This window comes from Pseudomonas sp. NPDC089752 (assembly GCF_044748725.1).
In the GTDB taxonomy this organism is placed as follows: domain Bacteria; phylum Pseudomonadota; class Gammaproteobacteria; order Pseudomonadales; family Pseudomonadaceae; genus Aquipseudomonas.
Map to the genome: position 1 here is coordinate 23,292 of NZ_JBIVGP010000010.1, position 25,706 is coordinate 48,997.

The following is a 25,706-nucleotide window of genomic DNA, read 5'->3' on the forward strand; positions in this document are numbered from 1 at the left end:
GTTCGCGCGCGTCTGTCACTGACGTTACTGGCCAGAAACAAACGTAGGAGCGAGCGTTGCTCGCGATGCGCTGCGCGGGCGGCGCTCGATCTCATAGGCGCTGAACATTTCAAGGCGAACACATCCAAACACCGCACTAATCCCAAGGCAGACGTCCCCAATAAGCCCAAACCAAGCCCATGACGGCAAGCTTTTCAAAACTTCGCGCGCAACGCCAGGTTGAAATTGCGTGGCTCGCCATAGAAGTTCCAATAGTTGGCATTCCCCAGCGTCTGGTAGTACTTCTTGTCGAACACGTTATCCAGGTTGTACTGGAGCTCCAGGTTCCGGCTGATCTCGTAGACCGCGTGGAGGTTGGTCAGGTGGTAGGCGTCCTGACGAATCTTGTAATCTTCGCCGACCTCGGTCTGGGTCATCTTGCTCTGGGCATAGAAGCTGCCGCCCACCCGCAGGTGGTTCAACGCTCCTGACAGCCGATAATCAGTGGCCACCTTGAACAGGTGACGTGGCGAGGCACCATTGAAGTCGTCGCCTTTCTGCTGGCCGCCGATGTACTTCGACTGGGTGTAGGTGTAGCCAGCAGACAGGTTCCAATCCGGCAGGATCTCGCCGGTCAGCTCAAGTTCGATACCTTTGTTGCGAACCTTGTCCGAAGGGCGGTAGCAACCGTCGGGGCAGTCATCGGCGGTGACCAGTTCGGCGCGGCCGGTCTGGTCGGCCTGGAACAGCGCTATCGAGGTTTGCAGGCGTTTGTCGAGGAACTCACCCTTGAGACCGACTTCGTAGTTGCTGCCGGTCGTGGGCTTGAGGATGCCGCCGTTGATGTCGCGTACATCCTGCGGTTTGAAGATCTCGGTGTAGCTGGCGTAGGCCGACCAGTGTTCGTCCAGGTCCTGTACCAAGCCAGCGTATGGCGTGATTTCGCCGCTTTTGGAGTAATGCTCACGGTCTTCAGGTGTGCGTATGCCGTTGGTGTCATCCAGCGTGTCGTAGCTTACCCAGCTCACGCGGCTGCCCAGAATGAAACGGGTGCTGTCGGTCAGGCTGAAGCGGCTGGCGACATACACGCCTTTTTGCTCCTGGGAGCGGTTGTACTGCCACTGATTGACGTTCAGGCCGGTGGGTGCAGGCGGGTCGAAGGCTGCCAGGTTGTTCATGTCGACGATATAGCGGTACCCGGCATCGCGGCCGCCGTGGTAGTCGAAATCGTCCTTGCGCCAGTTGCCGCCGACGATCAGGTCGTGTTGGCGACCGAGCAACTGGAACGGTCCGGTCAGGTAGCCATCGAGGCTGGTCTGGGTGTCGTCGTAGCGAAACAGGCGCGGGTTCAGGGTAAACAAGTCGGTGTCACCACCGGGGAAGGTGTAGTTGCCCAGGAAGTCCGACTTGGCCCACATCTGGTTAACAGCGATCACGGCCTTCCAGTCGTTGGCGAAGCTGTGCTGCATATCGGCGAACACCGTGGTGTTGCGCTTGTCCAGGTGATTCCAGTCTCCGGTCAGCGAGGTAGAACGCGACAGGGGATAGAACGCGCCGCTTTCACGGGACGGCAGCCCGGACCAGTCGTAACCCGAGTTGCGCTCCTTCTGGTAGCTGAAGCCGAAGGTGGCCATGGTCGACTCGCTCAGGTCGGCTTCGAGGATGCCGTAGAACAGCTGGTTTTCCTTTTGTGCGGTATCCAGGTAGCTGTTGGCATTATTGTAGGAAATCACCGACCTGCCGCGCAGGGTACCGGCCTCGTTCAGCGGCGAGGACAGGTCGACCATGGTCTTGTAGTCGTCCCACGAGCCCACCGAGGTTTCGATCAGGGCCTGTCGCTCGGCCGTCGGGCGTTTGCGAATGAGGTTGATCGATGCCGACGGGTTGCCCGCACCCTCCATCAAGCCTGTGGCGCCGCGCACGATCTCCACGCGGTCATAGATGTCGGTGTTGGGCTTGGAGATAGCGTCCATCGAATAGGCGTTGCTGATATTGGTCGGCACCCCGTCGATCTGCAGGTTGTCCACCAGTTGGCCACGTGCCTGGTACAGCGAGCGTTCGCCTCCGTTCTTGACGATGGTGATGCCGGTGGTGTTCTGCATCACGTCATCAAGGGTCTTCATGCCCTGGTCATCCATGCGTTGGCGGGTGACCACGGTTACCGACTGCGGTGTTTCGCGCAGCGACAATGGCAGTTTGGTGGCGGTGGCCGAGCGGCCGGTGGCGTAAGCGTGAGTGCCCTCGGTGACGTCGCCCAGCCCTTGGCCGTTGACGGTGGTGCTGTCCAGGGTCAGGGCCGAGCCCTCGACCTTGCGCACCAGCTGAAACTCACGTTCACCTGTGCGTACGGCTTCCACGCCACTGCCGGCCAGCATCTGCGCCAGCGCTTGTTCCACGCTGGTCGCGTGCACCGCCTGGCTCTGCTTGTTGGCCGTGAGCGCGGCATCGCCGCCGATCAGCAGGCCGGCCTGGCTGGCAAGCAGGTTCAACTGGCGGGCGAGGGGCCCCGCGGGAATATTGATCGCCTGCGCTTGGGTTGCTGCCCCGGCGCTATCGGCGAAGACGTTCGCGCTCAGGCCGGCCAGTGCGAGACATACGGCCAGTGCGAGTGGATGACGGCGGGGGAGAGCGGTGTCGCGAGCAAACATGAGCGGGTCCTTGGCAAGTTCGATGAAGTGTCGTCATCCCACCAAGCGAACGAGCAGCGCAAAACCGGAAAAAGATTTTTGAATTAATTTCAGCGTGCTTCGACCGAGACCCACCACGGCAGGGTGCGTACCACTCGGATCGGCAATGCCCGCTCAAGCATCGCCAGCGCACGGTCGCTGTCGAGCAGTGGATAGGTACCCACGACGCGCAGTGCGTCAAGGCTTGGGTCGATGCCCAGATGCCCGTGGCGATAGTCCTTCAGCACACTGATCACTTGGCCCAGTGGCATGTCTTCGGCCACCAGCACACCACGGCTCCAGTCTTGTCGAAGGGCGTTTGCCGGCCTAGGCGCGGCGCCCTGCTGCGCATCGAAGACGGTCATCTGCCCAGCCTCTACCCGCAGTTGTCGGCCACTTTCTGCGCACGTGGCCTGCACCGTGCCTTCGAACACGCTCAAGGTGGTGCGCAGGCCCTGATCACGCACGCTGAAACGTGTGCCCAGGGGCTGCATGCGGCCTGCGCGGGTCAGCACCTGCAGGGGCCGGGCATCGGCGCCGGTCTCGATCAGGATTTCGCCGCGATACAGCCGCAGTTGTCGAACGGATTCATCGAACTGCACATCCAGCGCCGTCTGCCCGTTCAACCACAGCCGGCTGCCATCGGCAAGGGTCAGCGGCCGCACATCGGCCAGGCCGGTGCGGTAGGTGGCGAACCACGCCCGTGGCGAGTCGACCCAACCCTGTCGCCAGCTTCCCCAGCCCAACAGGCCCGTGGCGCCGGCTACGCACAGGCCGCCGAGCAGGCTGCGGCGCGAGTGACGCCCACGGTGTGCGGCGTTGAGCGCCTGATGGGCATGGTCGGCGTCGGCGTGCAGGGTGCCGAAGCGCTGGTTGATCCCTTCGACGTAGCGCCAGGCCAGGCGATGCCGTGCATCTTCGGCAAGCCACGTGTTCCATTGTGCGATTGTGGCGGGATCGTCCGCAGCGCCATGCAGGCGTGCGAACCACGAAGCGGCGGCTTGCAGTACGGCGTGGTCGAGCGGGGCGTTGTTCATCAAAGCGACGCGTCCAGTTCGACTTCCAGCAGCAGGCACTGGTACATCGCCTGGGCCAGGTAGTTGTTCACGCTACGTTCGCTCACCTTCAAGTGCTCGGCGATCTCCCGCTGTTTCATCCCTTGCAGTTGGGCCAGGCAGAACGCTTCTGCTACACGTTGGGGCATGCGGTCGATCATGGCCTGCAATTGCGCCAGGGTTTCCAGGATGATGGCCTGGTGTTCGAGTGAAGGCAGCAGTTGTTCCGGCTGGGCCGACAGCACCTCCATGTAGGCTTGTTCGATTCGCCGCCGGCGCCAGAAGTCGACGCAAGCGTTGCGCGACATCCGCCCCAGATAAGCCTTGGCATGCTCGGCATCATTGAACGCCCGCGGCTTGCTCAGCAAGCGGACGAAGACGTCCTGGGCAAGTTCTGCGGCATCATGGGCGTTGCCGAGTTTGCGCTGGAGCCATTGGCGTATCCAGCCGTGATGGGCGCGATAGAGTGCTTCCAGGTCGGAGCCAGCAGTGCCGGGAGCAGCGGTCATGGGAACGGCGCCTTGGTTTCTAATGCGAATGGTTAGCAATTCTAGCGTCGGTGCCGGTTTCGGGCAATTGGCCATCCCGGCTGCCCTTCGTAAAGAGCAGGGCCGCCAATCTCGTTTACTTCTCCAGCTGTGCGGCCACTGTCAGGGCCAGCTCGATGAAAACGCGAACAGCGGCGCTCTGATAAGCGCCCTTGCGCCGCATTAGCACCGCGGTGCGCTGCAGGCGTGCCGGATCGAGCGCGATGGCGATCAGGTCGTCATGCGCCAGGGCGACTGCAGCGGGCAACAGCGTCGACAGTTTCACCCTGAGCACGATTTCGAGCACGGCACTGATGGTGTTGGCCTCCATCCGAACCTGAGGATGAATGTCGTGCTGACGGCAATAGCGGTCGATCTGTTCTCGGGTAGCAAATTCTCCGCTGAGCAGCACCAGCGCCTGCGCGCTGAGGGTTTGCAGCCCGATGGACTGGTTCTCTGCCAAGGGGTGTGTACGGCTGACCACTAAGGCAAGGGTTTCAACCAGCAGCGGGAGCGCCTCTATGTCCTGAGCGTGCGCCTGCTCGAACGCGATACCCACATCCAGCTCATCGGCCAGCAAAAGCGCCTCCATGCGCTCCTGGGAGATTTCCCGCAGGTTGAGGATGATGCCTGGATATCGGCTGTGAAACGCCTCGACCAATGGGCCGATCAAGTAACTGGTGAAGGTGGGCGTCACCGCCACCCGCAGCGACCCTCGGCTGAGGTCGCTCACATCATGGATGGCACGCTTGGCCTCTTGAAGCTCCTGGGAGGCACGCCGCACGTATTGAAGATACACCTCACCCGCATCCGTCAGGCGGGTCGTGCGGCCTGATCGGTCGAACAACTGAGCGCCGAGGCTTTCTTCCAGCTGCTTGACCTGCTGCGACAGTGCGGGCTGGGAGACATGCAAGGCCGCTGCGGCCCGGGTGAAGCTGTGATGCTCCGCAACCGCGAGGAAGTACTGGATGTGTCGGGCAAGCATGGTCATTCACATAAGATTATCTGATGCGGCAGATAATAAATGAGACTTTTACCTTATGTCATCCGGTCCGTAACCTTTGCTTCAACAACGGCCAGACAGAGGCAACAGCCATGAAAGACATCATCGATGGTTTCCTGAAGTTCCAGAAAGACGCCTTCCCCGAGCGCGTCAAGCTGTTCAAGGAACTCGCCACCCAGCAGAGCCCGAGGGCGCTGTTCATATCCTGCTCCGACAGCCGCCTGGTGCCGGAGCTGGTGACCCAACGCGAGCCGGGTGACCTGTTCGTCATCCGCAATGCCGGCAACATCGTGCCGTCCTACGGCCCTGAGCCTGGGGGCGTATCGGCCTCGGTCGAATACGCGGTCGCCGCGCTGCAAGTCGCGGATATCGTGATCTGTGGCCACTCCGACTGCGGCGCCATGACCGCCATCGCCACCTGCAAGTGCCTGGACCACATGCCCGCCGTGGCCGGTTGGCTGCGCTACGCCGATTCCGCCCGGGTGGTGAACGAAGCCCGCCAGCATCAGGACCAGCACAGCAAGGTCGAGGCCATGGTGCGTGAGAACGTCATTGCCCAGTTGGCCAATATCCAGACCCACCCGTCGGTACGCCTCGCCCTGGAAGAGGGCCGGGTCACCCTGCACGGCTGGATCTACGACATCGAGAGCGGCCGTATCGACGCGTTCGATGGCAGCACCGGCTCTTTCGTGAGCCTTGCGGACAACCCGCAGGTACACGCCGTTTCCCATCAACCCAAGCACGCTGCTTGAACCCAACTTTTTACCCAAGGAGACAACCCCATGATCCAGTCCCAAGCCACCCAGAGCGTTCGCCAGGCACTGACCGAAGTCATCCTCATGGCCAAGGCCCGCAAAGACCTGTCGTATGCCCAGATCACCGACGGTACCGGCCTGTCCGAAGCCTTCGTGACCGCCGCACTGTTGGGCCAGCACCCGCTGCCTGCCAGCGCCGCCCAGGTCGTTGGCGAAAAGCTCGGCCTCGACGTCGATGGCATTGCCCTGCTGCAAACCGTACCGGTGCGCGGTTGCATGGAGAACGGTGTGCCGACCGACCCTACGATCTACCGCTTCTACGAGATGCTGCAGGTCTACGGCACCACCCTCAAGGCGCTGGTTCACGAGAAGTTCGGTGACGGCATCATCAGTGCCATCAACTTCAAACTGGACATCAAGAAGGTCGAAGATCCAGAAGGCGGCTCGCGCGCGGTGATCACCCTGGATGGCAAGTACCTGCCGACCAAACCTTTCTAATCCCGATGCAAGCGGCCCGGCGCCTGACCGCGCCCGGCCGCCGGAGGAATGAAGCGCATGGATATGATCTTTCGAAACGTACGCATCGATGATGCGCAAACATTGGTGGATGTCGGTGTGCAGGGCGGCAAGATCGTCGCGGTCGAGCCCGCCATCGCTGCACGCGCAAGGCAGGAGGTCGAGGGCAACGGCAATGTACTGATTCCCGGTTTCGTCGAAGGCCATCTGCATCTGGAAAAAGCCAACGTCATGGAGCGTCGGGCCAATCGTTCGGGCACTTTGAAGGAAGCCATCGCGGTGACGGCGGCGCTCAAGCCGACACTGACCCGAGAAGACATTCTGGCGCGGTCGACCCAAGTCTTGCGCGCGCTGGTGCAGGCGGGCAGCACCCATGTCCGTGCCCACGCCGAGTTCGATCCATCACAGGGCTTCACCGGCCTGGATGTGGTGCTGGAACTGCGCGAAAAATTCCGTGAGTTCATTGATATCCAGGTGGTCGCCTTTCCGCAGGAAGGGATCCTGAAACTGCCTGGGATGAAGGCCATGATGGTCGAAGCCATGGAGAAGGGGGCCGATGTCGTTGGCGGGATCCCCTACAACGACAGTTGCCCCATCGAGCACATCGACTTCGTCTTCGACCTGGCCAAGCGCTACGGCAAGCCCATCGATTTGCACCAGGATTTCGCCGATGACGCCGAGCACATGACCATCGAACATGTGGCTCGCAGAACCCTCGCCGAGGGTTATCAAGGGCGCGTCTGCGTCGGTCACCTCACCAGTTTGGCGGCTGTCGCACCCGAACGGCAGGCGCCGATCATCGAGTTGCTGCGCGAGGCGGATATCAGTGTGATGTGCCTGCCTGCCACCGACTTGCACCTGGGCGCCCGCGGCGACAGCCATAACGTGCGGCGAACGTTGACCCCCGTGCGGGCACTGCGCGATGGCGGTGTGAACACCTGCCTGGCGACCAACAACATTCGCAATGCCTTCACCCCATATGGCACGGGCGATCTGCTCAACATCGCGCAACTGGCGCTGCCAGCCTGCCACTTGGGCGGGGCGGATGACCAAGCCACCGTCCTCGCCATGCTCACCACCAACCCGGCTAAAGCCCTGGGTTTGAACAAATACGGCCTGGCAGTGGGCAACGATGCGGACCTGGTGCTGCTGGACACCCGTGCAGTCAGTGATGTCATTCTCGATTTGCCAGCGCGGCTGATGGTGCTCAAGCGCGGAAGAATCGTGGCAACAGCCGAGCAATACCGTTCAGTAGCCTTCTGACCTGTATTTCGGTCGGTTGACTTGCAAGGAGCCCAAGCTCACCTAGTGTGTAAGGTCTATTGAGTCGTATTGCGTTTCTCTCATGACCGGATGGCGTTTATCCGCGTGATCACTGGAGCGTGAGTACTCAATATCGCGAGTTCTTTCTTCCGCTGGCGGTTGCCTCTCAGGTACAGCGCATCAGTTCAAAGGGAGATTGTCATGAGATTGTTTGCGAAACCTGACAGAGGCGACAAGGCCATCAAAGCGCCCATGGCGCGCTGGAAAACAGGCTCATCGTTATTGTTGGCGAGTGCCATCGCACTTTCTACTCACGTATGGGCCGAAGAAGCGCCTAAACCTGCCACGGATGCCACCAAGGCTGCCAACGACGCATTACTCAAAGAATTACCCTTCAACGACAAAACCTCTTTCGAACTGGCGCACAAGGGGTTCATTGCGCCGCTGCCGTCCGAACCGATCAAAGGCCCCAGCGGTAACATGATCTGGGACCCGAACAAGTACGGGTTCATCAAAGAGGGCGAGGCCGCGCCGGCTTCCACCAACCCCAGCCTGTGGCGACAGTCGCAGTTGATCAATATCTCCGGCCTGTTCGAGGTGACCGACGGCATCTATCAGGTGCGCAACTACGATCTGTCGAACATGACGATCGTCGAAGGCAAGGAAGGTATCACCATCTTCGACCCGTTGATTTCCAGCGAAACGGCCAAGGCGGCCCTCGACCTCTATTACAAACACCGGCCGAAAAAACCGGTAGTTGCTGTGATCTATACCCACAGTCACGTTGACCACTACGGCGGTGTACGCGGCGTGATCAACGAGGAGGACGTGAAGGCGGGCAAGGTCAAGGTCTATGCGCCAAAAGGCTTCCTCGAACATGCCGTAGCCGAAAACGTGATGGCCGGTACCGCCATGAGCCGCCGGGCCAGTTACATGTACGGCAACCTGTTGCCGCCGAGTGAAACCGGCCAACTGGGCGCGGGCCTTGGGACCACGACGTCCGCAGGGACCGTCACCTTGATACCGCCGACCGACATCATCGAGAAGACCGGCGAGAAACGCACCATCGATGGCCTGACCTACGAGTTCCTCTATGCCCCCGGCAGCGAAGCACCGGCAGAGATGCTCTATTACATCCACGAGAAGAAAGCGCTCAACACCGCCGAGGACTCCACCCACACGCTGCATAACACCTATTCGCTGCGCGGCGCGAAAATTCGCGAGCCACTGCCGTGGTCCAAATACCTCAATCAAGCGCTGAAAATGTGGGGCGATGACGTCCAGGTCATGTATGCGATGCACCACTGGCCGGTCTGGGGCAACCAGGAAGTGCGCGACCAACTTTCGTCGCAGCGCGACATGTACCGTTACATCAATGACGAAACCCTGCGCCTGGCCAACAAGGGTTTGACCATGACCGAGATTGCCGAGCAGGTGAAACTGCCCAAGGCGATCGCCCAGCGCTTTTCCAACCGGGGTTACTACGGTTCGCTCAACCACAACGTGAAGGCCACCTATGTGCTGTACCTGGGCTGGTTCATTGGCAACCCGGCGACCCTGTGGGAACTGCCGCCTGAAGAGCAGGCCAAGCGCTACGTGGACATGATGGGCGGGGCCGATGCGGTACTGAAGAAGGCCAAAGAGTATTACGACAAGGGGGATTTCCGTTGGGTAGCAGAGGTGGTCAACAAGGTGGTTTTCGCCGACCCGACCAACCAGGCTGCGAAAAACATGCAAGCCGACGCGCTGGAGCAACTCGGCTACCAGGCTGAAAGCGGCCCGTGGCGCAACTTCTACCTGACCGGCGCCAAGGAGCTGCGCGAAGGGGTCAAGCAGTTGCCAACCCCCGATACCGCCAGCCCCGATACGGTCAAGGCAATGGACCTCGACCTGTTCTTCGATTACCTGGCCATGCGTTTGAAAGGACCAGAAGCCGAAGACAAGCACATCACGCTGAATTTCGACTTTACCGACCTGAAGCAGCAGTACGCGCTGGAGATGGTGAACGGCGTGCTCAACCATACCGAAGGCATGCAGGCGAAGGACGCCGATGCCAAGCTCACGCTGACCCGCGATACGTTGAACAAGCTGATGCTCAAGGAAACCACCCTCAAGGACGCTGTCTCTTCGGGAGTGATCAAGGTGGAGGGCGCAGAAGCCAAGCTCGAAGAGTTGTTGAGCTACATGGACAACTTCGACTTCTGGTTCCCGATCGTTACGCCTTGATGGCGGCTTGATACCGGGCTTCGTGCATCGCACCGATTGCCCCACTGCATGGGCCGGCGGATAATGCCGGCCCTATGCTTTGAGGGTCTTGAGGTGGTCATGAAGAGCAGCGTGGTCAGCAGCAAGCAGCAGGAAGTCCAGCGTATCGCCGATGTACTCTCCACGGCCATCGCCCAGCACCGCCTGCGCCCCGGCGTGCGCCTGGTCGAAGCGCATATCGTCGAAGCCTTGCAGGCCAACCGCAACCATGTGCAGGCGGCGCTGCAGCGCCTGGCCATGGAGCGCATCGTCGACATCGAGCGCAATCGTGGCGCGACCGTGGCCCAGCCCAGCGCCCGGGAGGCGCGGGAAATCTTTGCGGCACGGCGTGCGGTGGAGCGGGCGATCGTCGAAGGTATTACCCCTGTTCGAGTCGCGGAGCATCGCAAGCGCATCGATCAGCACATGCGCGACGAGTGCACCGTAACAGCCGGCACCGATCGCCGCCTCATCGTCCGCGTACTCTGCGAGTTCCACCTGTTGTTGGGGGAAGTGAGTGGCAACCGGGTGCTGGCCGAGATTCTCGGTAACCTGATGGTGCGCAGCTCGTTGATCGTCGCGCTGTACCAGCGTGGCGACAGCCCGCCCTGTGCCTCATGCGAGCATCAGGCAATCATCGACGCATTGCGCGAGGGTGATACCGAGATGGCCGTGAAGCAGATGATTGCGCACTTGGACGAACTCGAGGGCCAATTGACCCTCGACGATGTGACGCCTCCCGAGGTCAACCTGAAGCAGGCGTTGTCAGGGTTATGAGCCATCCATCCAGGCTCGCGAAGCTGCGCTGAACTTTATCCCCGCTTGGGGCTTCCTCTGTTATGCCAACCGATGCCTGGTTGACGCACAACAGACAGGAGGCGTGATGACTAATCAATCCAAAGGGTCTGCCACCCACGGCGAGCAGGAGCGCGACAACGATGCCCATCGCCCGGACGGCTCGACCGGCACCGCGCATGATTCAACGGCGCAGCGAACGGCCCGAGGCAAGGGGCCGCACTCGTCCGAACACGCGACGCGCAAGGATGACCTGGGCTTCGACCCCGACTCTCCGGACCTGGACGACCCCCAGGTAGATCCCCAGGGGCCGGCCAAACCGCCGAAAGACTAGCGCAGGTTACTCCACGGCCTCGGCAACACCCTGATCCTCTCCCAGGAACCCGCCGCTCTGGTGTTGCCACAGCCTGGCATAGGTACCGTTGCGAGCGAGCAGCTCGCTGTGGGTGCCTTGCTCGATGATGCGCCCCTCGTCCATGACGATCAGCCGGTCCATGGCTGCGATCGTGGACAGCCGGTGGGCGATGGCGATGACGGTTTTACCTTGCATCATTTCATTGAGGCTTTCCTGGATGGCGACTTCGACTTCCGAGTCCAGCGCGCTGGTGGCCTCGTCGAGCAACAGGATAGGGGCGTTTTTCAGCATCACCCGGGCGATGGCGATGCGCTGGCGCTGGCCACCTGAGAGCTTGATGCCACGCTCGCCCACCAGGGTGTCATAGCCGCTGTGGCCCTGGCGGTCGCTCAATTGGCTGATGAAACCGTCGGCCTGGGCGTTGGCGGCTGCGCGGCGGATCTGCGCCTCGGTGGCATCGGGGCGGCCGTAGGCGATGTTGTCGCGGATCGAACGGTGCAGCAGGGACGTGTCCTGGGTCACCATACCGATGGCACTGCGCAGGCTGTCCTGAGTGACCTTGGCGATGTTCTGGCCATCGATACGAATCTCGCCACTGTCGACGTCATAGAAGCGCAGCAGCAGGTTGATCAGGGTCGATTTGCCCGCGCCGGAGCGGCCCACCAGGCCGACCTTTTCGCCCGGGCGGATGTTCAGGCTCAGGCCATCGAGCACTTGGCGTTCACCGTTGTAGTTGAAGCTGACATTGTCGAAGGCCACCGCGCCGCCTGAGGTGGTCAGCAGGCCGGCATCCGGTGCATCTTGCACCTTGGGGCCGCGGGTCAAGGTGGCCATGCCATCCTGCACGGTGCCTATGTTCTCGAACAGCGAGGTCATCTGCCACATGATCCAGTGGGACATGCCGTTGACCCGCAGGGCCATGGCGGTAATCGCCGCCACCGCACCGGTGCCGACCTGGCCCTGGTGCCACAGCCACAAGGCATAGCCGCCAGCGCCGAAAATCAGCCCGACCACCAGCGCCTGGTTGACGATCTCGAACTGGCTGACCAGGCGCATCTGGCGAAAGCCGGTCTGCTTGAAGTCTTCCATCGCCGCGCGGGCGAAGTGCGCCTCCCGCTTGGAATGCGAGAACAGCTTCACCGTGGTGATGTTGGTGTACGCATCCGAAACCCGGCCGGTCATCGACGAGCGCGCGTGCGCCTGCTCCTGGCCGACCTTGCCCAGGCGCGGCACGAAGTACAGCAGGGCCAGGCCGAACAGCGCGACCCAGGCAACGAAGGGCAGCATCAGCTTCAGGTCGAACCCACCGGCCAGGGCGATGATCGCGATGAAGTACACGCCGATGCCGGGGATGATCTCGATCAGGGTGAACAGCACCTCACGCACGGCCAGCGCGGTTTGCATCACCTTGGTGGTGACGCGTCCGGAGAATTCGTCGGAAAAGAACGACAGGCTTTGCCGCAGCATCAGCCGATGGAAGTCCCAGCGCAAACGCAGCGGCAGGTTGATCGCCAGCACCTGGTGCTGCAGCATCGTGCGCATGGCCACCAGCCCGATGCTGGTCAGCAGGACGATGCCGATGCCCCACAAGATGGAGCGTTCCTGCTCGCCTGCGGCGCCGCCGGCTTGCCAGGTCGGCAGCAGGTCCACGACCTGCCCGAGAAAGGAAAACAGCCAGGCTTCATAGATCGAGACGCTGGCGCTGGACAGCGCCAGTGCCAGGATGTAGCCGCGGGCACCCCGTGTGCAGGCCCACAGGAAGCGCAGCAGGCCGATGGGAGGCGGTGGCGCCTCGTCAGGGGGGAAGGGGTCGAGCCGTCGTTCAAAAGCACCCAGCATGGTGGTCTCCGCAAGGCAATGGATCGCAAGCCTCATCTTAGGCCACAGCAGGGTATCCGCCGTTCCCCCGGCATTCCACCTCAGGCGGGCGGTTGTACCTGGCCACGGCCAATGCCGTAGTAGGTCAGGCCGGCGGCGGCCATGTGCTCGGGCTCGAACAGGTTGCGGCCGTCGAACACCACGCGGTCGGCCAGTTGATGCGGCACCTGGTCCAGGTTCAGCACCCGGTAGTCGTGCCATTCGGTGACGATCACCAGGGCGTCGGCGCCTTCGAGCGCGTCATCCTTGCAGGGCACCAGGGACAGATCGGGGCGTGTGCCGTAATGGCGCTGGATTTCCTCCATGGCCTGCGGATCGTGCGCCTGCACCCGCGCGCCGGCGGCCCACAATGCTTCGAGCAGCACGCGGCTGCACGCCTCGCGTATGTCATTGGTGTTGGGCTTGAAGGACAGCCCCCAGACCGCGAAGACCTTGCCGGTCAGGCCATCGGGGTAGTGCCGCTGGATCTTGCTGAACAGCCGGCTTTTCTGCCGCTGGTTGATGGCCTCCACCGCCTGCAGCAACTGCGGCTCGAAGCCTTCGGCTTCGGCGCTTCGGCGCAGGGCCTGGAGGTCCTTGGGGAAGCATGAGCCGCCAAAACCACAGCCGGCGTAGATGAAGTCGTAACCGATGCGCGGGTCCGAGCCGATGCCCCTGCGCACCATTTCGATATCGGCGCCCAGGTGCTCGGCGAGGTTGGCCATCTCGTTGATGAAGGAGATTTTCGTCGCCAGCATGCAGTTGGCGGCGTATTTGGTCATCTCGGCGCTGCGCGCGTCCATGACCATGAACTTTTCCCGGTTACGGTTGAAGGGCAAGTACAGCTCGCGCAGCAGTTCCACTTCCGCAGGGCCAGCGCCACCGATGATGATGCGATCCGGGCGCATGCAGTCGTCGATGGCCGAGCCTTCCTTGAGAAATTCTGGATTGCTGACGACCCTGAACTGCTGGGAGTTGGCGTTGGTATCGATCAATGCCCTGATGCGATCGACCGTGCCGACCGGGGAGGTGGACTTGTTGACGATCACTTTAGGGCTGTCGGCGTGTTCCAGAATGCTGCCGACCACCGCGAAGACCTGGCTCAGGTCTGCGCTTCCATCGTTCTGCGGCGGAGTGCCGACGGCGATGAACAGCAACCTGGCGTGCTCGATCGCCTGCTTCGGGTCGGTGGTGAACCGCAGGCGGCCACAGGCCAGGTTCTTGCTCAACAGCGGCGCCATGCCCGGTTCGAAAAGCGGACAGTGCCCTTCTTGCAAGGCGGCTATCCGAGCTACATCGACATCCATGCATAGCACCGAATGCCCGACCTGGGCCAGGCAGATCGCTTGGGTGAGGCCTACATACCCTGTACCGAAAACCGTGACCTTCATCTTGCAGCTCCCTTGTCGAATCCGGGCCGGCGGTGCACCGATCCTTGCGAACAGGCTGAAAAGACAAATGTCACGTTTGTGTTTAAGTTTGGTTAAGGCCTCGAATCACAGCTCAGGAAGGCTGCGCCGCCAGGCTGTTACTGACGTTGCGCCCCAGCACCAGGACGGTGACGAACCCGCACCCGACCAGCGCCGTGGCCAGGCTCAGCAGCACCGAGCTACCCATTTCGTCGACGATACGCCCGCCGAAGAACGAGCCCAGGGCGATGATCACCTGGAACATCGCGACGAACAGCGGCATGCCGCGTTCGACATCTTTGGGCGCGACGACGAACATCCAGATGCTGGCGCAGGCCGGGAAGGCGCCGAAAGCGAAGCCCCACAGCGCGATCAGCATGGCCGCGCCGGTCATGCCGGTGGCGAAGTGCGGGAACAGCGCGGTGCTGACGGCGATCATCAGCGCCACCAGCAGCAAGGTGTGACGCACGCTGCGGTTGGCGGCGAAGCCGGCGAAGATATTGCCCATGACCCCGGCCACGCCATACAGCAGCAACAGCGAGCCAATGGTCGGGCCATCGAAACCGGCATTTTGTTTAAAGAATGGGGCGACATAGGTGTAGGCGGCAAAATGCGCCAGGCCAATCAGCAATACCGCTATCAAGCCAACCCGCGCTTGCGGATTGATGAACAAGGCCGGCAGATCGCTGATGCGTATGGCTTTGTCGGGATTGAGCCGTGGCAGCAACAGAACCTGCGCCAACAGCACCGGCACGCCCACCAGCGCGGTGATCAAAAAGGTCATGCGCCAGCCCATCAGGCCGCTCAGCCAGGTGCCGACCGGCACGCCCAGCACGGTAGCCAGCGTCACGCCGACCATGATGATCGAGGTGGCCTGGGCGACGCCGACGCCCTTGGGCGCCAGGCGTCCGCTGAGGGCGATGGCGGTCGCCCAGAAGCCACCGATACTGACGCCGAGCAGTACGCGGCCGAACAGCAGCAGGTTGAAGTCACTGGCATAGGCCACGACCGCATTGGCGATGATCATGATCAGCGTCAGGCCGATCAGCAGGTAGCGTCGGTCCAGGGCGCCGATCCCCACCGACAGCAGCGGGGCGGCGAGGGCGGCCATGATGCCGGGCAGGGTCACCATCAGGCCGGCCTGGCCGGCGCTGATGCCCAGGTCGCTGGCGACGTCGTTGAGCACGCCCACGGGCAGGAACTCACTGGTGACCAGGGCGAAGGCACCCACGGCAACTGAGAGAATGGCCAGCCACTGTTGCTTGACGCTCTGTTGATCATGTTCGGGAAGGCCGGGGGCGGCCTGGCTTGTCATTGACATGCGGGGGGATTCCAAAGGAGAGGATCGCCTGAAACAGACGAAAGCGAGAAAATTGAAGGCGATTATAAAAGTCGGATTCGGCCAGCGGACAAACAGGCGTCTTGATAGTAATCATCAGCCTGGTCGATGAAACCCATGACGCAGAGCGCTTGCGCTCCCTCATCCGCCGTTTGGCAAGAATCTCTGAATCATTCCTCCCATTGCCGGGTCGATTGAGCAATACCTGCCCTCAATCGAAACGGGAGATAGGACGATGAGCGAGCAACGTTGTGCCTGCAAAGCATGTTCATGCACCGTGGATGCAAATGCCCTTGTGCAAGGTGGTGAAGCCTATTGCTGTGAAGCCTGTGCCACGGGGCACCGCCACGGTGAGCCCTGCCGCATGGCCGGGTGTAAGTGCAGCGAGGCGGCAGATGCCGTACCCAGTAACAAGGCGCAGCCTGTGTAGCCTGGTCATTGCGTTGATCTAGAGGAGTGCATACGATGCCCCGTGGAGAGAAAGACAAGTATACGGAAAAACAAAAACGCAAGGCCGAGCACATCGAAGAGCGTTACGAGCAGAAGGGGGTTTCCAAGTCCGAGGCAGAATCGCGCGCCTGGGCCACCGTCAACAAGCAGTCAGGCGGCGGGGAAAAGTCGGGTGGGTCTGGGAAGAAGACGTCATCGAGCGAGAAGAAGTCAGCGCGCTCGGATTCGGCCAGACGCGCTGCGAAAACGCGTCAGGGCCATTCACGCACATCCGCTTCTTCGCTGGAAACACAGACCAAGGAGAGCTTGATGAAAGAGGCACGCAGCCGCGATATCAAGGGGCGTTCCAGCATGAGCAAAGCACAGTTGATTGAAGCATTACGCAAATAGGGCAGGGTGTCGTTCAGCCTGCCTGCATTGCCGTATTCTTCTTCCAGCCGCGAACGTTCATGGTGCACAGGCACAGCTGCAGGATGATCAGCGCCCAGGCCTGGGCGTGCCAGCCCCAGACGGCCCACAGCAGATTGCTGGCCATAAAGCAGCAAAAGCCCACTTTGCGTCGGCCCGCACGTTTTGACCCGATGAACCAGGCTGCAAGTACAGTCAGCACCATGGCGGGCCAATCAAGGAGGTCGATCCAGAATTCCATCACTCTGTTCCTTTACCGCGTTCTAATAGCGAAATGAACCGATACCTGCGCGCCCGCCTGGGCGCGCAGGTTTTTTTCAGGCGGCGTGCTGTTCGCCTTTGAGCAGCTTTTTCTGTGCTTCCATGGCCATCCCCATCTCTTCGAGTTCCTGTTTACCCAAGAGCTTCCTTGCAGTCGGGAACAGTTCGCTTTCTTCTTCCTCGATGTGATGCTCCAGCAGCTCCTTCATCACCTTCACCCGCCCTGCGAACTCAACGGTGTTGGTTTCGGTGTGCAGCAGGTCGGGAATCACCAGCGAGTCGACCGTGCGGTGTTCTTCCTTGGCCTCGTAGTACATTTTCTCCTCCTCCTTACCGCCGGCCTGCTTGATCGCCGGATACAGAATCTCCTCCTCCAAAGCAGTATGAATACTGACCTCCTGTTTGATACGGGCAAGCAGTTCGGCGCGTTTCTTCACCGCGCGCTCCGTGGTCGAAGAAAGCTCTTCAAGGAGTTTTTTGACCAGTTGATGATCCTGGATAAGCAGTTCGATCGCATTCATGGCGCACCTCCTCATGGGCTGTGAAAAGTCACGGTTGCCTTTGGTGGATTGAGTGCAAGCGGCAAGGTTCAACCCTTCTGATCAGCGCTCTTGCACTCATCCGCTGGGTGAAGCAGCTTGAACTTTGATGCCTGTGTCTGCTTCTCCTGAGTGAGAGCGCCGTGACTTAGCACGGCCTGTTTATCTTGCGTAGGAGTGGCGATCATGACCGAGCCTGTCACGTATTTCTGGATTGCCGTTGCGGTGATCATATTGTTGGTAGACCTGTGGGCCATCGTCAGCGTTTTCCGCAGCGACAAGGCCGATACCACCAAGGCGATGTGGGCGCTGTTGCTCTTGGCGTTGCCTGTAGTGGGGCTGGCCATCTGGGGTGTGATGGGGCCGCGGGGCATCAAGCGAGGGACGGGGCCATCCTCGCCTGAACATAGCAAAGGCTAGGCTGTGTACGAAATAACATAGCCTAAGGCTTGCTGGCAGGTTCATGACTGCGCGGTGCCCTATTAGCCGGGCGACTGGTTTATCGCGCGCTGTTCTTTTGAGAACCAGGCAGATGTCGCATATCCATGGCGCTGAACTCTTATCGTCCTTACCGCGTCCCCCGATTGAGTGCTTCAGGTATGAGCATTCGCACATCCACAAGCTTCGAGGGCGTCACCATGGAAAAGACCGATCAGAGTTCAAGTTCGCCACCCGGCACCCCACAGGACCATCTGCACACGATGACCGATGAGGCCGGAGCGCTGCTCGATGAGGCCCGTCACATGGGCAGCGAGCAGTTCGAGCACTATCGCGACAGCGCAGCCGATCAACTCGACTCGCTGAAGGAGAGCGCACGTTCTGCGGCCAGCGCGCTGGAGGACAATGACAGCCTTGGCCTCTCTCACTACCTGACCCAGGCCGCGAGCTGCATGGGGGAATTCGCCGAGCAGGTGCGCCATGAAAGCGCCGAGAGCCTGCTGCAACGCGGCGCCCAGTTGGCACGCGACAACCCGGCACTGTTCCTCGCCGGCAGCGTAGCGGTCGGGTTTGCCGTATCGCGCTTCATGCGAGCCAGCGCCACGCACGGTACGTCGGCCGCAGCCGCCAGTGATAAGCGCCCGGCACCGTCCGTCGTCCCTGACAAGGGCAGCGATGTATCCACCCATTCACCCTATACCCCAGTCGACCCGATGGGCGCCGGAGCGGGCACTCCGGTGGGTGGAAGCCCGTTCGAGCGTGACCCATTGAAAGGAGCCGAATGATGAACAAAGACACACTGCATACAACACCAGGTCTGCATACGCCGGAGGATGACGCACTCGGCGTCGGTGGCCTGCTGCGCCAGCTGATGCGAGAAGTTCCAGACTTGTTCACCAAGGAACTGGCGCTGGCCAAGGCCGAGCTGCAGCACAACCTTGCCACTCTCAAGGCCGGGACTGCCGCAGTCGCGGCGGGCGCGATCGTCGTGCTGGCGGGCTTCATCATCCTGCTGCTGGCGGCGGTTTATGCGCTGGCGACGGTGGTCGCGCCCTGGCTGGCTGCTCTGATCGTCGGGGCAATCACCGTTGTGATTGGTTTCATCATGCTGCAATCAGGCAAGAAGCAGTTCGAACCCACCCATCTGGCGCCTGACCGCACCTTGCACGCCATGCAACAGGACAAGGAAACGCTGAAGAGGAAACTGCCATGACCACTTCCTTCGAACATGAGGCGCAAAAGGACCCTGACCTGCTGGAGCAGGAAATCAATGCCAAACGCGAGCATATCAGCGATCTGGTCGACGCCCTGGAACAACGCCTGAGCCCCGGCCAGATGGTCGACCGGGTACTGGCCTATGCCAAGGGCAACGGTGGCGAGTTTTTCCAGAATCTCGGCACTACCCTCAAGAACAACCCGGTCCCCGCGACATTGACGGTGCTTGGATTGGCGTGGCTGGGGCTCAATCAGAATCGCCCCTTCAACGCTGGGCCCGCCCACACAGGGCCGGGGTTGGGCGAGAAACTGGGCGAGGCGGTGGACACGGTTAAGAGCGCAGTAGCTCACGCTGGAGAGGCGATGCATGGTGCGGGTCATAAAGTGCGCATGAAGGCCCATGACGTGCGCGACCGGGCCAGTGAGCTGGGCAGTGGGGCACGGGACTCGGCGCATACGGTCGCGGACCAGACCACGGCGCTCAAGGGGCAGTTCGACCATCTGCTGCATGAGCAACCCTTGGTCATGGCGGCCTTGGGGATAGCGCTGGGCGCGGCCCTGGGAGCTGCGCTGCCCAGTACTCGAAAGGAAGATCAACTGATGGGTGCCAGCAGCGACCGACTGACCGATCTGGCCAAGGCCAAGGGGCGCGAGGTAAAGGCCTCTGTCGAACAATCCCTTGATCAACAAGGCGATAAAACCTCGGACCAGAAAGTCGGCAAGCCTGAAGGCTCGGACCTTTCCGCAGGATTGGGCTTCCCTTCTTGAATCTTCTCAAGCGCCTCGCCGGCCCTTTTGCTGATAGGGAAAAGGGCTGGCAGCGCAGTCAAATGACGTTCTGATCTGTCTCCTTCTCGTCCATGTAAAACCTTTGATGCAGTGCAATGATCCCAGTGCTGTATGCTGGTGAGAATGCGTTAGCGACGCGGGTTTGCCAAACGCACTGATCCCTGCGCTGGAAGCGGGTTGCGCCTGCCATTTGCCATGACGGCCTTCAAATCAAGAGAAGTATGATGAACGAGAAAACCAAGGCAACGGCTATCGCGCCAGCGTCGTCGGCGGTTGAGAAGAATGCTGTGGATTTTCCGGTAGTTGGCATTGGCGCATCGGCGGGCGGCCTGGAGGCGCTGCAGGTATTCTTCGATCATTTGCCGGCCGAAAACGACATGGCCTTTGTCGTGGTGATGCATCTGTCGCCGGATCACGACAGTGTGATCGATGAAATCTTGCAGGCGCATACCCAGGTGCGGGTGCAGCAAGTGACTCAGTCTTGCCGTATCCAGAAAAATTGCGTGTATATCAGCTCACCTGGCAGCCGAATCGAGATGACCGGCGACCAGTTGATAGTGAAACCCGCGCAGCCTGCTGCTGGTGTGCATGTGGCCATTGACGTGTTCTTCAGGGAGCTGGCTTGCGCCCATCAGAGCCGTGCCGTTGGTATCGTACTTTCCGGCAGCGGGTCGGATGGGGCGCTGGGATTGGCCCGAATCAAGGAGGAGGGTGGTATCACCCTGGCGCAAAGCCCGGACGATGCCTCCTTCCCTGGTATGCCAGAGGCGGCGATCGCTACTGGACTGGTAGATATCGTATTGCCGGTAGCGCAGATACCTATAAAGCTGGTGGAGCTTTGGCAGAGCATGCAAGCGATCCGCCTGCCTAAATGGACGGATGATCTCCATGCATTGCACACGCCAGTGCCTGACCAAGTTGAAGTCGAGCAGACTATCCGCGATATCCTGGCGCTGTTGCGCGCAAGAACGGGGCATGATTTCAAGCATTACAAACGCGCGACCGTTCTACGACGCATTGAACGGCGGATGCAGGTCAACGCGCAAACAGAGCTCAAGGCCTATTTGAAGTTCCTGGAAAACAACACCGACGAGGCGAAAGGGCTGCTGGATGACATGCTGATTGGTGTCACCAACTTCTTCCGTGATCGTGAAGCGTTTGAGTCGCTTGAAAAACATGTATTCGGCGAGATTCTGGCCAATACCGAGCATGCTGTTAAAGATGACTCGGAAATTCGTATCTGGTCAGCGGGTTGCTCGACTGGCGAAGAGGCTTTCGCACTTGCCATCGTGGCAGCTGAGTTTCAGGCGCGGACTCAGTCAATGGCCAAGGTACAGGTATTTGCCACGGATATCGATGAACGGGCCATTGCCAAGGGCCGCAGCGGTATCTACCCGGAAACGATCGTTGCCGATGTGAGTTCTGTGCGCCTGCGTCAGTTTTTCGTGAAAGAACGCGGTGCTTATCGGGTACGCAAAGAGGTGCGGGAATGTGTGCTGTTTGCCAAGCACAATCTGTTATCCGACCCGCCGTTCTCGCAGATCGACCTGATCGTGTGCCGTAATCTGCTGATTTACCTGGACCGCGAAATCCAGCGTGAAATTCTGCAAATGTTCCACTTTGCCCTCAAGCCCGGTGGCATCTTGTTCCTGGGCTCTTCCGAGGCAGCCGACGCCTGTCCCGAACTGTTTACGCCGGTCGACAAGCGCAATCGGATCTACCGGGCGAAAACCACCAATCTGGCTATCAGGAAGTCGTTCACGATTCCACGCCAAGGCTACGTTCGAAACGAACCGGAGCCGTTGACGCCCCGCGCCGAACCCCAGCGCAAAGTCTCCTTCGCCGATGTGCATCAGCGAGCCCTGGAAGATGAATTGCCGGCGAGCCTGATCGTCGATAGCAACGCTGAAATTCTCTACATGACTGCGGAATGCGGGCGATTTTTGCGCTACCTGACCGGTGAAGTCGGGCGCAACGTGCTTTCGTTGATTACCTCGACGCTGCGGCTTTCGTTGCGTACCACCCTGTTCGAAGCGCAACACAGCGGCAAAACGGTCATCTCCCGAGAAGTCGATTATCAGGACAGCATCGGGCAGGGCACGGTACGTATCAAGGCCAAGCCCTTCAAGGATGCCAAGACGGGGCATGATGTCACGCTGGTGATCTTCCTGCTGACGCATGGCAAGGCTGCTGACAGTGTGAACCCGAGCGATAACCATGAGCACAATCAGGTGCTGGCGAGCCTCGAGCAGGAGTTGCAGCGCACCAAGTCGCAGTTGCAGGACACGGTTGAGCAGTTCGAGGTTTCCAGTGAAGAACTCAAAGCCTCCAACGAAGAGATGCAAGCGGTCAACGAGGAACTTCGCTCTGCCACTGAAGAGTTGGAAACCAGCAAGGAGGAACTGCAATCGATCAATGAGGAGTTGCTGACGGTCAACCACGAGTTGAAGAACAAAGTGGAAGAGACCGACAAGATCAACGACTACCTGGCCAACTTGATCACCTCGACGGACATCGCCACGGTGTTCGTTGACCGCGGGATGCGTATCCGTTGGTTCACGCCCCGGGCAACTGAAATCTTCAGCATGTTGCCTTCTGATACAGGTCGCTCGTTGCTGGATATCACTCACCGCCTGGATTATCCCGAGCTGACCAGCGATGCCAGCAATGTCTTCGACTCATTGAATGTGATCGAGCGGGAAGTGCGTAGCCAGGATGGGCGCTGGTATATCGCTCGGCTTCTGCCTTACCGGGCGAGTGAAAGCCACATCGATGGCACGGTCCTGACCTTCATCGACATCTCCAGCCGGCGCGCTGCCGAGGAAGATCTGCGATTGGGCCAGGAGCGCATGCGCCTGGTGGCGGAAAGCACCCATGAATTCGCCATCATCGTGCTGGATGAACAGGGCCGTATCTCCGATTGGAATACCGGCGCGGAAATCATCTTCCGTTACAACAAGCACGAAGTGATCGGTGAACATTACTCGCTGATTTTCACCGAAGACGATATTGCGGCGGGTATCCCTGAGCAAGAGCTGCAAACGGCCCGCTTGAAAGGCCGCGGTAAAGACGAGCGCTGGCATGTTCGCAAGGACGGGCATCGCTTCTACTGCAGTGGCGAAGTGGCCGTTTTGCAAGGGGAGAAGGTCAAGGGCTACGTCAAGATTGCGCGGGACCTCACCGGCCACAAGCGCCTCCATGACGAGCAGAGTCGTCAACTGGAAGAAACCCAATCCAGCAGCAACTTGAAGGATGAGTTCTTTGCGGTCATGTCCCATGAGCTCAAGCACCCCCTCAATCTAATTCAACTGAATGTGGAAATGCTTCGCCGCCTGCCGGCGGTGCGCAATACGGAGCGGGCTAAAAAGGCCGTGCTGACCATCAGTGACGCGGTCAGTAGCCAGGCGCGCATAATCGATGACCTCTTGGATGTCGCGCGCATTCGGACCGGCAAGCTCAAACTCAAGATGCTCAGCATCAACCTGACGGCACTGCTGACGGATATCCATGCTGTTGCGGTCAGTGAATATCCAGAGAGCCTGATCAGCCTGGAGGTGCATGCGAACTCACCCGTCTTCATCAGCGGCGACATTACCCGTATCGAGCAGATCCTCTGGAACCTGTTGAACAACGCGCTGAAGTTCAGCATGCCCGACCCACCCATAAAGATCACCCTGGCGCTGGAAGGGGGTGACGTCGTCATCACCGTGAGTGACAACGGCATTGGCCTGTCTCCAGGTGACAGTGAGCGTATTTTCGACTTGTTCAAGCAAGCGACCGCCACCCACGCACGTCAGTATGAAGGCCTGGGTATCGGGCTTTCACTTGTACGTCAGTTGGTGCAAGCGCATCAAGGGACTGTAAGGGTGAACTCAGCAGGGGTTGGCCAGGGTTGCACGTTCACGGTGCGGCTGCCGGTGGCAGACACGACAGAGGCCTGTGATCGGGCAGGCATCGAAACGCCGCAGCATCGCCTGGCCGGGCTCAAGGTGTTGCTGGTGGACGATTCGGTCGAGGTCCTCAATGTCATGCAAATGTTGCTCGAGGACGAACAGGCTACCGTCAGCGCTTATTCGGATCCGCTGCGGGTCGTCGAGGACGTTCGTGAATCCCATTACGATGTCATCATTTCAGATATCGGCATGCCGGGCATGGACGGCTACCAGTTGGTGGAAGCCCTGCGCAAACTGCCGCAATTTGCAAAAACACCGGCGCTTGCACTGAGTGGGTTTGGCGATCACCAGCATCGTCACCGTGCGAAGGAGGCAGGCTTCCAGATCGTGATGAGCAAACCGGTGCAATATGAGGAGCTGATCGATTCACTCGAGAGGGTCTGTAATCGAGGTTGATCATTCGGCCGGTATGACCGAGATCTTCCCATTGCGCTCGACGATGGCGAACTTGATCTGCTCGATATGCTCGATGCCCTGGCTGTCGCGAGCCGATTCCAGGATGTCGTCTTCGGTCAGGCGTGCGCGTCTCATACGCTGATGAAGAAACTTGCCGTTCTCGACGACCACGGTTGCGTGGCCGTCGAGCAGGCGCGCCAAGCGCCTGGAGTTGAGTTTGGCGAGCGATAGGCCGACGTCCAGGGCGATCAGCGTAGCGATCACCAGCATGGCATTGGTAAAGGAGAAGTCATCCCCTAACAGAGCTTGTTGGGTGGCCTCGCCGATGATCAGCAGCAGGACAAAATCGAACGTGGTCAGGTCTGCCAGCGAGCGTCGTCCCGCTATGCGAAACAACAGCATCAATGCGACATACATACCCGCCGCACGAAGGATCGAATCCATGACGTGCTCCTAGGGATAAAGGAAGGTTGAAAAGTGTACGGCCGTGGCTGGGCCTGTCCTGACCTGGCCTTGCAACCGACCTACCGACTCACTGCGCAGCGTCAGGTAAAGGGTGACGCGGCCATCGGCGCTGCTACCCGTCTGCAACAGGATCGAGTCGCCTTGAGAGCGAGACAATTGGGGTTGGGGCTGCAGGGTCTCGATGCTGGCTACGCTGAACAGCGAGCCGCTGAGTTGAATATCCACAAGCTCCCCCGCACGCCCCTGCACCCTTATTTTCAGGCTATCGGTAGTACCGCTGCGACTTAACCGCTGGTAGTCCACGTGTAACCTGCCATCACGGCTGCTGACCTGCGCATCGCTCAATGGGCCATTACCGAACACGCCTGCAAGGCCAAGTAGAATGACGACCACCAGTGCGTACCAGCCCACGCGCTCAAAGCGCCAGACGCGCCGCTGCAGGGCCATGTTTTCTTGAACCGGCTCGGTGCGAGAGGTGAACTCATCATCCATCACGGCCCTGGCCCTCAGGCGCGCTCACCGCGCAGCCAACGTTCGTGATAGTGAACCAGCCGCGTCAGCCCATACAGAGCGCCTTCGTGCATGACCTGTGAGCGCTCACCGAAAAACCGCTGGGTACGGGTGAATACCGCAACCGGTTCGCCCGCGAACGCCCAGGCGAAACACAAGGTGCCCGGTAGAATCCCAGAGGCAGGGGAGGGCCCGGCGACACCCGTGGTGGCAATGACGACATTGGCGTCGCTGTCGCGCAAGGCACCTAACGCCATCTCCCAGGCCACTGCCTCGCTGGTCAGCCCGTACCGTTCGATGGTGGCCGGGTCGACGCCCAACAGGCGTTTCTTGGCGCTGGGTGAATAGACGACATAACCACTGTCCAGTACTTCCCCAGTCCCGGGAAACGCTGCAAGCAGCGCGACCATGCAACCGGCAGTACAGGATTCAGCGGTAGTGAGCACCAAATGATGGTCTTTGAGATAGCCAAGTACGGCCAGCACCGGATCGCTTTCCATTTTCTGTCGACTCGCTCGA

Annotated in this window: 24 protein-coding genes and 1 pseudogene; 13 read left to right on the forward strand and 12 right to left on the reverse strand. The window is 60.4% G+C overall.

Annotation, left to right across the window (positions count from 1 at the left end; translation table 11 throughout):
- Positions 1-194 precede the first annotated feature (194 nt).
- The 4 genes from ACIPZF_RS17710 to cynR all read right to left on the reverse strand — a co-directional run bounded on the left by ACIPZF_RS17710 (position 195) and on the right by cynR (position 5,212).
- Positions 195-2,627, reverse strand: a complete 2,433-nt coding sequence (locus tag ACIPZF_RS17710) for a TonB-dependent siderophore receptor (protein WP_400801652.1) — start codon at positions 2,625-2,627, stop codon at positions 195-197.
- A gap of 89 nt (positions 2,628-2,716) precedes the next feature.
- Complete coding sequence (locus ACIPZF_RS17715) at positions 2,717-3,682, reverse strand: FecR domain-containing protein (protein WP_400801654.1); 966 nt, start codon at positions 3,680-3,682, stop codon at positions 2,717-2,719.
- A complete protein-coding gene (locus ACIPZF_RS17720) occupies positions 3,682-4,209 on the reverse strand; it encodes a sigma-70 family RNA polymerase sigma factor (RefSeq protein WP_400801656.1) in 528 nt (175 codons plus the stop codon). The genes ACIPZF_RS17715 and ACIPZF_RS17720 overlap by 1 nt, the downstream gene beginning before the upstream one ends.
- Positions 4,210-4,324: 115 nt before the next feature.
- Complete coding sequence (cynR, locus tag ACIPZF_RS17725) at positions 4,325-5,212, reverse strand: transcriptional regulator CynR (protein ID WP_400801657.1); 888 nt, start codon at positions 5,210-5,212, stop codon at positions 4,325-4,327.
- 110 nt (positions 5,213-5,322) lie between these two features.
- Here cynR and ACIPZF_RS17730 point away from each other — a divergent pair, with 110 nt between their 5' ends.
- The 6 genes and pseudogenes from ACIPZF_RS17730 to ACIPZF_RS17755 all read left to right on the forward strand — a co-directional run.
- Entirely contained in the window at positions 5,323-5,982 is a 660-nt protein-coding gene (locus ACIPZF_RS17730; protein ID WP_400801659.1) for a carbonic anhydrase, read from the forward strand.
- A 30-nt stretch (positions 5,983-6,012) separates the two neighbouring features.
- On the forward strand, positions 6,013-6,483 hold the full coding sequence (gene cynS, locus ACIPZF_RS17735; RefSeq protein ID WP_400801661.1) for a cyanase: 471 nt from the start codon (positions 6,013-6,015) through the stop codon (positions 6,481-6,483).
- Between the two features lie 57 nt (positions 6,484-6,540).
- Positions 6,541-7,764: an amidohydrolase family protein gene (locus ACIPZF_RS17740; protein ID WP_400801663.1), complete on the forward strand. Its 1,224-nt coding sequence runs from the start codon at positions 6,541-6,543 to the stop codon at positions 7,762-7,764.
- 201 nt (positions 7,765-7,965) lie between these two features.
- On the forward strand, positions 7,966-9,990 hold the full coding sequence (locus tag ACIPZF_RS17745) for an alkyl/aryl-sulfatase (RefSeq protein WP_400801664.1): 2,025 nt from the start codon (positions 7,966-7,968) through the stop codon (positions 9,988-9,990).
- Between the two features lie 99 nt (positions 9,991-10,089).
- Positions 10,090-10,785 carry a GntR family transcriptional regulator gene (locus ACIPZF_RS17750; RefSeq protein ID WP_400801666.1) on the forward strand — a complete coding sequence of 232 codons (696 nt, stop codon included), beginning with the start codon at positions 10,090-10,092 and terminating at the stop codon, positions 10,783-10,785.
- A gap of 229 nt (positions 10,786-11,014) precedes the next feature.
- Positions 11,015-11,137: pseudogene (locus tag ACIPZF_RS17755) on the forward strand (DUF6021 family protein); the annotation flags it as partial.
- 6 nt (positions 11,138-11,143) lie between these two features.
- On the opposite strand, the gene ACIPZF_RS17760 reads toward ACIPZF_RS17755, so the two are convergent.
- From ACIPZF_RS17760 to ACIPZF_RS17770, 3 genes are all read right to left on the reverse strand, one after another.
- Complete coding sequence (locus tag ACIPZF_RS17760) at positions 11,144-12,997, reverse strand: ABC transporter ATP-binding protein (protein WP_400801667.1); 1,854 nt, start codon at positions 12,995-12,997, stop codon at positions 11,144-11,146.
- A gap of 80 nt (positions 12,998-13,077) precedes the next feature.
- Entirely contained in the window at positions 13,078-14,406 is a 1,329-nt protein-coding gene (locus tag ACIPZF_RS17765; RefSeq protein ID WP_400801669.1) for a UDP-glucose dehydrogenase family protein, read from the reverse strand.
- 112 nt (positions 14,407-14,518) lie between these two features.
- Positions 14,519-15,745, reverse strand: coding sequence for an MFS transporter (locus ACIPZF_RS17770; RefSeq protein ID WP_400801671.1), 1,227 nt, complete (start codon positions 15,743-15,745; stop codon positions 14,519-14,521).
- A 253-nt stretch (positions 15,746-15,998) separates the two neighbouring features.
- On the opposite strand from ACIPZF_RS17770, the gene ACIPZF_RS17775 reads away from it, so the two are divergent.
- Positions 15,999-16,193, forward strand: coding sequence for a metallothionein (locus ACIPZF_RS17775; RefSeq protein WP_400801673.1), 195 nt, complete (start codon positions 15,999-16,001; stop codon positions 16,191-16,193).
- Positions 16,194-16,228: 35 nt separating this feature from the next.
- The gene (locus ACIPZF_RS17780) at positions 16,229-16,603 is read left to right on the forward strand and encodes a termination factor Rho (RefSeq protein ID WP_400801674.1); all 375 of its coding nucleotides are present in this window, start codon (positions 16,229-16,231) and stop codon (positions 16,601-16,603) included.
- Between the two features lie 13 nt (positions 16,604-16,616).
- Here the strand turns inward: ACIPZF_RS17780 and ACIPZF_RS17785 are convergent, their stop codons facing one another.
- A complete protein-coding gene (locus ACIPZF_RS17785; protein WP_400801676.1) occupies positions 16,617-16,862 on the reverse strand; it encodes a hypothetical protein in 246 nt (81 codons plus the stop codon).
- Positions 16,863-16,938: 76 nt separating this feature from the next.
- Positions 16,939-17,403 carry a hemerythrin domain-containing protein gene (locus ACIPZF_RS17790; RefSeq protein WP_400801678.1) on the reverse strand — a complete coding sequence of 155 codons (465 nt, stop codon included), beginning with the start codon at positions 17,401-17,403 and terminating at the stop codon, positions 16,939-16,941.
- Positions 17,404-17,607: 204 nt separating this feature from the next.
- On the opposite strand from ACIPZF_RS17790, the gene ACIPZF_RS17795 reads away from it, so the two are divergent.
- The 5 genes from ACIPZF_RS17795 to ACIPZF_RS17815 all read left to right on the forward strand — a co-directional run bounded on the left by ACIPZF_RS17795 (position 17,608) and on the right by ACIPZF_RS17815 (position 24,212).
- Positions 17,608-17,841, forward strand: a complete 234-nt coding sequence (locus ACIPZF_RS17795) for a PLDc N-terminal domain-containing protein (RefSeq protein WP_400801680.1) — start codon at positions 17,608-17,610, stop codon at positions 17,839-17,841.
- A gap of 179 nt (positions 17,842-18,020) precedes the next feature.
- Positions 18,021-18,644, forward strand: a complete 624-nt coding sequence (locus ACIPZF_RS17800; protein ID WP_400801682.1) for a hypothetical protein — start codon at positions 18,021-18,023, stop codon at positions 18,642-18,644.
- A complete protein-coding gene (locus ACIPZF_RS17805) occupies positions 18,644-19,072 on the forward strand; it encodes a phage holin family protein (protein ID WP_400801684.1) in 429 nt (142 codons plus the stop codon). Before ACIPZF_RS17800 ends, ACIPZF_RS17805 begins: the two co-directional genes overlap by 1 nt.
- Entirely contained in the window at positions 19,069-19,842 is a 774-nt protein-coding gene (locus ACIPZF_RS17810; RefSeq protein WP_400801685.1) for a DUF3618 domain-containing protein, read from the forward strand. The genes ACIPZF_RS17805 and ACIPZF_RS17810 overlap by 4 nt, the downstream gene beginning before the upstream one ends.
- A 245-nt stretch (positions 19,843-20,087) precedes the next feature.
- Complete coding sequence (locus ACIPZF_RS17815; RefSeq protein ID WP_400801687.1) at positions 20,088-24,212, forward strand: CheR family methyltransferase; 4,125 nt, start codon at positions 20,088-20,090, stop codon at positions 24,210-24,212.
- Here ACIPZF_RS17815 and ACIPZF_RS17820 read toward each other — a convergent pair whose 3' ends face one another.
- Genes ACIPZF_RS17820 through ACIPZF_RS17830 form a run of 3 tightly spaced genes read right to left on the reverse strand, consistent with a single transcriptional unit; the run spans position 24,213 to position 25,687 of the window.
- Positions 24,213-24,656, reverse strand: coding sequence for a DUF421 domain-containing protein (locus ACIPZF_RS17820; protein ID WP_400801689.1), 444 nt, complete (start codon positions 24,654-24,656; stop codon positions 24,213-24,215).
- Positions 24,657-24,665: 9 nt separating this feature from the next.
- Entirely contained in the window at positions 24,666-25,169 is a 504-nt protein-coding gene (locus tag ACIPZF_RS17825) for a hypothetical protein (protein ID WP_400801691.1), read from the reverse strand.
- Between the two features lie 14 nt (positions 25,170-25,183).
- The gene (locus ACIPZF_RS17830) at positions 25,184-25,687 is read right to left on the reverse strand and encodes a CinA family protein (RefSeq protein WP_400801692.1); all 504 of its coding nucleotides are present in this window, start codon (positions 25,685-25,687) and stop codon (positions 25,184-25,186) included.
- Between the last annotated feature and the right edge of the window lie 19 nt (positions 25,688-25,706).

Bases quoted from the DNA above. Each gene is read 5' to 3' on its own strand.
- ACIPZF_RS17710 (WP_400801652.1), bottom strand. From the start codon at position 2,627: ATGTTTGCTCGCGACACCGCTCTCCCCCGCCGTCATCCACTCGCACTG.
- ACIPZF_RS17715 (WP_400801654.1), bottom strand. From the start codon at position 3,682: ATGAACAACGCCCCGCTCGACCACGCCGTACTGCAAGCCGCCGCTTCG.
- ACIPZF_RS17720 (WP_400801656.1), bottom strand. From the start codon at position 4,209: ATGACCGCTGCTCCCGGCACTGCTGGCTCCGACCTGGAAGCACTCTAT.
- cynR (WP_400801657.1), bottom strand. From the start codon at position 5,212: ATGCTTGCCCGACACATCCAGTACTTCCTCGCGGTTGCGGAGCATCAC.
- ACIPZF_RS17730 (WP_400801659.1), top strand. From the start codon at position 5,323: ATGAAAGACATCATCGATGGTTTCCTGAAGTTCCAGAAAGACGCCTTC.
- cynS (WP_400801661.1), top strand. From the start codon at position 6,013: ATGATCCAGTCCCAAGCCACCCAGAGCGTTCGCCAGGCACTGACCGAA.
- ACIPZF_RS17740 (WP_400801663.1), top strand. From the start codon at position 6,541: ATGGATATGATCTTTCGAAACGTACGCATCGATGATGCGCAAACATTG.
- ACIPZF_RS17745 (WP_400801664.1), top strand. From the start codon at position 7,966: ATGAGATTGTTTGCGAAACCTGACAGAGGCGACAAGGCCATCAAAGCG.
- ACIPZF_RS17750 (WP_400801666.1), top strand. From the start codon at position 10,090: ATGAAGAGCAGCGTGGTCAGCAGCAAGCAGCAGGAAGTCCAGCGTATC.
- ACIPZF_RS17760 (WP_400801667.1), bottom strand. From the start codon at position 12,997: ATGCTGGGTGCTTTTGAACGACGGCTCGACCCCTTCCCCCCTGACGAG.
- ACIPZF_RS17765 (WP_400801669.1), bottom strand. From the start codon at position 14,406: ATGAAGGTCACGGTTTTCGGTACAGGGTATGTAGGCCTCACCCAAGCG.
- ACIPZF_RS17770 (WP_400801671.1), bottom strand. From the start codon at position 15,745: ATGTCAATGACAAGCCAGGCCGCCCCCGGCCTTCCCGAACATGATCAA.
- ACIPZF_RS17775 (WP_400801673.1), top strand. From the start codon at position 15,999: ATGAGCGAGCAACGTTGTGCCTGCAAAGCATGTTCATGCACCGTGGAT.
- ACIPZF_RS17780 (WP_400801674.1), top strand. From the start codon at position 16,229: ATGCCCCGTGGAGAGAAAGACAAGTATACGGAAAAACAAAAACGCAAG.
- ACIPZF_RS17785 (WP_400801676.1), bottom strand. From the start codon at position 16,862: ATGGAATTCTGGATCGACCTCCTTGATTGGCCCGCCATGGTGCTGACT.
- ACIPZF_RS17790 (WP_400801678.1), bottom strand. From the start codon at position 17,403: ATGAATGCGATCGAACTGCTTATCCAGGATCATCAACTGGTCAAAAAA.
- ACIPZF_RS17795 (WP_400801680.1), top strand. From the start codon at position 17,608: ATGACCGAGCCTGTCACGTATTTCTGGATTGCCGTTGCGGTGATCATA.
- ACIPZF_RS17800 (WP_400801682.1), top strand. From the start codon at position 18,021: ATGAGCATTCGCACATCCACAAGCTTCGAGGGCGTCACCATGGAAAAG.
- ACIPZF_RS17805 (WP_400801684.1), top strand. From the start codon at position 18,644: ATGAACAAAGACACACTGCATACAACACCAGGTCTGCATACGCCGGAG.
- ACIPZF_RS17810 (WP_400801685.1), top strand. From the start codon at position 19,069: ATGACCACTTCCTTCGAACATGAGGCGCAAAAGGACCCTGACCTGCTG.
- ACIPZF_RS17815 (WP_400801687.1), top strand. From the start codon at position 20,088: ATGAACGAGAAAACCAAGGCAACGGCTATCGCGCCAGCGTCGTCGGCG.
- ACIPZF_RS17820 (WP_400801689.1), bottom strand. From the start codon at position 24,656: ATGGATTCGATCCTTCGTGCGGCGGGTATGTATGTCGCATTGATGCTG.
- ACIPZF_RS17825 (WP_400801691.1), bottom strand. From the start codon at position 25,169: ATGGATGATGAGTTCACCTCTCGCACCGAGCCGGTTCAAGAAAACATG.
- ACIPZF_RS17830 (WP_400801692.1), bottom strand. From the start codon at position 25,687: ATGGAAAGCGATCCGGTGCTGGCCGTACTTGGCTATCTCAAAGACCAT.